Here is a 5,371-nt window from a genome sequence, read left to right as displayed (position 1 = left end):
CGGTTCCACCATCGCGGCCGGCGTCACCCGGGTGGCGGTGGTGGCGGGCGGCCGTGTGGGGGCCGTTATTAGCTGTCTTTCGCTCCCCCCCCCCCGGGGGGGGGGGGGGGGCCTGCTCGGTGGTGAAAGGTCAGGCGATCGAGGCGGATTCGATGATGACGTCGTCGGTGGGGACGTCCTGGTGGGGGCCCGCGTTGCCGGTGGCGACGGCGGCGATCTTGTCGACGACCTCGGTGCCCTCGGAGACCTTGCCGAAGACGGCGTAGCCCCAGCCCTGGCCCTGGGGGGCGGTGTGGTTGAGGAAGGCGTTGTCGGAGACGTTGATGAAGAACTGAGCGGTGGCCGAGTGCGGATCGTTGGTGCGGGCCATCGCGACGGTGTACTTGTCGTTCTTCAGGCCGTTGGCGGCCTCGTTCTGGATGGGGGCCTGGGTCGGCTTCTGCTTCAGGCCGGGCTCGAAGCCGCCGCCCTGGATCATGAAGTTGGGGATGACGCGGTGGAACACGGTCCCGTTGTAGTGACCCGCGTTCACGTAGTTGACGAAGTTGGCGACCGTGTTCGGCGCGGCCTGGTCGTCCAACTCCAGCACGATCGGTCCGTAATTGGTCACGAGATTCACCTTGGTCATGAGGTCGAGTCTAGGGATGCGCGCGCCCTGGAAGAGACGGGGGTCCGCGGCCGGGTGCGGCCGGTCGGCACCCGGCGCGAATATTGCCTAGGATGTGAGGGAACCCGCGTGCGAGTGCGAGACGCACGCGGGTTCTTTTTCATCGCACAGCGAACACAATTCGAGATGACGTCGTCGCGTTACCGGTCATTCGAATTCACCCCGGAATTGTCAGGGGCCGACCGTGATCGGCACCGACGGGGTGGTGGTGTTGGTGACCTTGTACACGCCGGTCACCGAACCGGTGGTGGCGCTGGTCGGGCAACCGAATCCGCCGGTCACCTTGATGGGTGCGGGGGAATTCGTCGCCTGCACCGTCGACGGGCTGCCGTTGGTCCAGGTGCCCGCCAGCGAGGCGGGGCCGGTGGGTGCCACGACCACCTTGCAGGACGCCAGGCCGCTGGTCTGGATGACCATGCCACCGGTCGGCACATTGATCGAGCCGGTGATCGGCGACCCGTTCTGGCCCGTGATGGACCAGCTGCCACTGGTGGTCACCGTCGCGCTCACGCCCCACATGCTGGTGGTGCAGCCGGTGAAGCTGGGCGCGTTGATCGGCACGGTGACCGGCCCACTCGGGTTGGTGTTGTTCGGCGCGGCGGGCACGCTGCCGGTCGCGGTCGAGGTGGAGCAGGTGATGGTCACACCGCCCGCCACGGCCTTGACCACGCCCTGGTTGGTGGCCTGTACCGCGGCGCCGGCGGGGCTGACCGTGGTCGAGGCCTGGGCCGCGGCGGGGCCGATACCGAACGACGCCGCGGCGACCGCACACCCGGCGGTCGCCAGTGCTGTGCGGGCGAAGAAGTTGCTGTTGAACATGCGTACTCCTTGGATGGAAACGACATCTCCGAGATGTGAAGATGTCGTGTTCAAGAGTACGAAAGGCATTTTTCGGCATTGCGCATTTCGCGCCTACCATTTCATTTGGGAACTTTCGTATTTCGGCTGCCTCGGCGCCGATCCGCATTTACAATGCCGGACTGTAACCGTGTGTAACAGTTACTCCGCTTTTTAGCTATATGCATCGTGCACACTGTTAACATCGACAAACTCCTGTGTGCTGCGCGATGCCCTCGTCGGACCTGGATCGATAGCCGATGGCGATGATGCCGGAACGTCGCGGCGCCCGAGGCAATCTTAATGAAATGCTTGAACTTCACACTGTCGGGTGCGGCGCGTCGCGCAGCAGGGCGTGCGACCCGTCACAACGACCTGGGTGCGGATACCATGGCGAACCGTGCCAGACGCCGCAACTGCTGTTCTCACCAAGCCACCCGCCGAACCGGTGGTATCCGAGAAGGACTTCCGGATCGCGCGATGGATCGCGCTCGTCGCCGGACTCCTCGGCGCCCTGTTCGCGGTGGCGACGCCCTTCCTGCCGGTCACCCAGACGACCGCGCAGCTGAACTGGCCGCAGAACGGCAAGCTCGGCAATATCCAGGCACCGCTGATGTCGCAGGTGCCCATCGACCTGAACGCCACCATCCCGTGTTCGGCCGTCGCGACGCTGCCCGAGCAGGGCGGCATGCTGCTGGCCACCGCGCCGCCGCAGGGCGACCGGGCCGCGCTGGAGGCGCTGTTCGTCCGGGTCTCCGACACCTCGGTCGACGTGGTCGACCGCAACGCGGTGGTGGCCTCGGCCGAGCGGGCCGCGATGGACCAGTGCTCCTCGATCGTCATCAGCTCCGACCGCGAGCGCACCACGGCCTCGTTCGAGGGCTTGACCAAGGAGATCGAGCGGCCGATCCCCGGTCAGCCCGGCGCGGTCGAGACGGTGCTGGTCCCCGTGCAGGGGCAGTTGGCCGGTGACCTGCGGCCGCAGATCGTCGGCGTCTTCTCCGATCTGAAGGGCTCGGTCCCGCAGGGACTCTCGCTCACCTCGACGATCGACTCGCGCTTCTCCTCCAGCCCGTCGCTGATCAAACTGATCGCCATCATCGCGGCCGTGCTGTGCACCCTCATCGCCCTCGGCGCGCTGGCCAAGCTCGACGGCAGCGACGGCCGCGGGCACCGGCGCTTCCTGCCGAAGAACTGGCTGAAGCCCACCTGGGCCGACGGGGCGGTGATCGGCACCCTGCTGGCCTGGCATTTCGTCGGCGCCAACACCTCCGACGACGGCTACATCCTCTCGATGGTGCGCGTCGCCCCGGACGCCGGCTACATGGCCAACTACTTCCGCTGGTACGGCGTCCCCGAGGCGCCGTTCGGCTGGTACTACTACGTCATCCAGGTGTTCGCCGAGATCTCCACGGCCAGCCCGTGGGTGCGGGTGCCCGCGCTGATCTGCGCGATCCTGTGCTGGATGGTCATCAGCCGTGAGGTGGTGCCCCGGCTCGGCAACGCGGTCAAGCGCTCGCAGGTGGCGCTGTGGACCGGTGGCCTGGTGTTCCTGGCCTTCTGGCTGCCGTTCGACAACGGCCTGCGCTCGGAGCCGATCGTCGCGCTCGGCGCGCTGCTCACCTGGGTCTCCATCGAGCGCGCCATCGCCACCGGCCGACTGCTGCCCGCCGGCACCGCGGTGCTGATCGCGGCCTTCACGCTGGCCGCGGCGCCGACCGGGCTGATGTGTGTGGCCGCGCTGCTGGCAGGCATCCGGCCGCTCGTGCGGATCATCGTGCGCAGGCATCGCCAGTTCGGCACCATCCCGCTGCTCGCGCCGATCGCCTCGGCGGGCCTGCTCGTGCTGGTGGTCGTCTACGGCGACCAGACCTTCGCCGGGATCCAGGAGGCCAACCGGGTGCGGCAGGCGACCGGGCCGAACCTGGCCTGGTACGAGGACTACCTGCGCTACTACTACATGTTCGTCGAGACCGTCGACGGCTCGCTGGCTCGCCGCTTCGCCTTCCTGGTGATGCTGCTGTGCCTGTTCACCACGCTGCTGGTGCTGCTGCGCCGCCGCCAGGTGCCCGGTGTGGCCTCCGGTCCGACCTGGCGGTTGATGGGCATCGTGTTCGGGACGATCTTCTTCATGATGTTCAACCCGACGAAGTGGACCCACCATTTCGGCGCGTATGCGGGCATCGCCGGTTCGCTGGCCGCGGTGACGGCGGTGGTCGTCTCGCAGAGCGCGCTGCGCTCACGCAAGAACCGGGCCATCTTCCTGGCCGGATTGCTGTTCGTGCTCGCGCTGTCGTTCTCCGGCATCAACGGCTACTGGTACGTGTCCAGCTACGGCGTGCCGTGGTTCGACAAGACCATCTCGCTGCGCGGTATCAACTCCAACACCGTGATGCTGATCCTGTTCGGCCTGGCACTGGCGCTGGTCGGCTGGTACGCGCTGCGCGAGGACTACGTGAAACCGGTGCCGTCGGCGAAGACCAAGCGCGGCAGGCGGATCCGCAAGTTCGCGGCCATCCCGCTGACCGTGGTGGTCGGGCTGATGGTGGCGTTCGAAGTGCTCTCCCTGGTCAAGGGCGCCACGCAGCAGTATCCGGCGTACTCGCTGGCCCGCTCCAACACCGACGCCATCGGCGGCAACGCGTGCGGCCTGGCCAACGACGTGCTCGTCGAATCCGACCCGAACGGCGGCAGGCTCGAGCCGATCGTCGACCCGGCCCGCCCGTTCACCGATCCGAACGACCCGCTCGCGGGCACCGGCGCGGTCGGCTTCACGCCGAACGGCGTGCCGAGTGACCTCTCGGCCGACGCGGTCGAGGTGAAGCCGGGCACCGGCAACACCAGCAACCAGTCGGTGGGCGCCGCCTTCGCCGAGGGCGAGAGCGCCGGTACCGGCGGTGGTGAAGGCGCTCGGGGCGTGAACGGGTCGACCGTCGCGCTGCCGTTCGGCCTCGATCCCGCGCAGACCCCGATCCTGGGCTCCTACCAGGAGGGCGTGCAGCAGCCGGCGCACCTGGAGTCGGCCTGGTACGGGCTGCCCGCCCGCTCCGACGACTCGCCGCTGGTCGTGATCTCCGCGGCGGGCCGCATCGCCTCCAAGGACGACACCGGCGCCGACAAGTACGGCCAGTCGCTGCTTGTCGAGTACGGCACCAGGGCGCCCGACGGCAGCGTCACCACGCTCGGCACCTACCTGCCCCGCGACATCGGCCCGTTCCCGTCCTGGCGCAACCTGCGCGTGCCGGTGGCCGACCTGCCCGCCGAGGCGAACGCGGTCCGCATCGTCGCCAACGACCCGATCCTGATCGGCGACCAGTGGCTGGCGTTCACCCCGCCGCGGGTGCCGAAGCTGCGCACCCTCGACAGCTACATCGGCCGTGATCAGCCGGTGCTGCTCGACTGGGCCGTCGGCCTGCAGTTCCCGTGCCAGCGGCCGTTCGCGCACAAGAACGGCGTCGCGGAGGTGCCGAACTACCGCATCCTGCCCGACCGCCCGCTGGCGATCTCCTCGACCGACACCTGGCAGGCGCAGGAGTTCGGCGGCCCGCTCGGCTTCACCCAGATGCTGGCGAACCGGGTCACCATCCCGACCTACCTGAAGGACGACTGGGCGCGCGACTGGGGTTCGCTGGAGCGCTACGACCAGCACCTGCGCGCCGAGCCCGTCCAGCTGGAAACGGGAACGGCGACCCGCACCGGCCTGTGGACCCCCGGTCCGCTGCGGGTGTTCTGACCGGTCGCCGAGAACATGAAGGCGGGGGGGGCCCAGGGGGGGGGGGGCGGGGGGGGGGGGTGTGGGGGGGGGGGTGGGTCAGACGCAAGGGCGCGGGGGGGGGGGGGGGGGGGGGAGGGTGGTGCGGGGACAGG

General features: G+C 68.7%; 3 protein-coding genes. 1 reads left to right on the top strand and 2 read right to left on the bottom strand.

The genetic code is table 11. The features are described from left to right. Nucleotides 1-130 precede the first annotated feature (130 nt). Together QH270_RS15765 and QH270_RS15760 are read right to left on the bottom strand one after the other, a co-directional pair. A complete protein-coding gene (locus QH270_RS15765) occupies nt 131-628 on the bottom strand; it encodes a peptidylprolyl isomerase (protein WP_280342653.1) in 498 nt (165 codons plus the stop codon). A gap of 210 nt (nt 629-838) precedes the next feature. After that, nucleotides 839-1,486 carry a hypothetical protein gene (locus QH270_RS15760; RefSeq protein WP_280342651.1) on the bottom strand — a complete coding sequence of 216 codons (648 nt, stop codon included), beginning with the start codon at nt 1,484-1,486 and terminating at the stop codon, nt 839-841. Nucleotides 1,487-1,904: 418 nt separating this feature from the next. Between QH270_RS15760 and QH270_RS15755 the strand changes: the two genes are divergently transcribed. Then, nucleotides 1,905-5,237, top strand: a complete 3,333-nt coding sequence (locus tag QH270_RS15755; protein ID WP_432420370.1) for an arabinosyltransferase domain-containing protein — start codon at nt 1,905-1,907, stop codon at nt 5,235-5,237. Nucleotides 5,238-5,371 lie beyond the last annotated feature (134 nt).

It is taken from the genome of Nocardia neocaledoniensis, from assembly GCF_029868625.1.
Taxonomy (GTDB): domain Bacteria; phylum Actinomycetota; class Actinomycetes; order Mycobacteriales; family Mycobacteriaceae; genus Nocardia; species Nocardia neocaledoniensis_A.
Note: the sequence above shows the minus strand (reverse complement) of the source record. Positions and strands in the feature narration are given on the sequence as shown.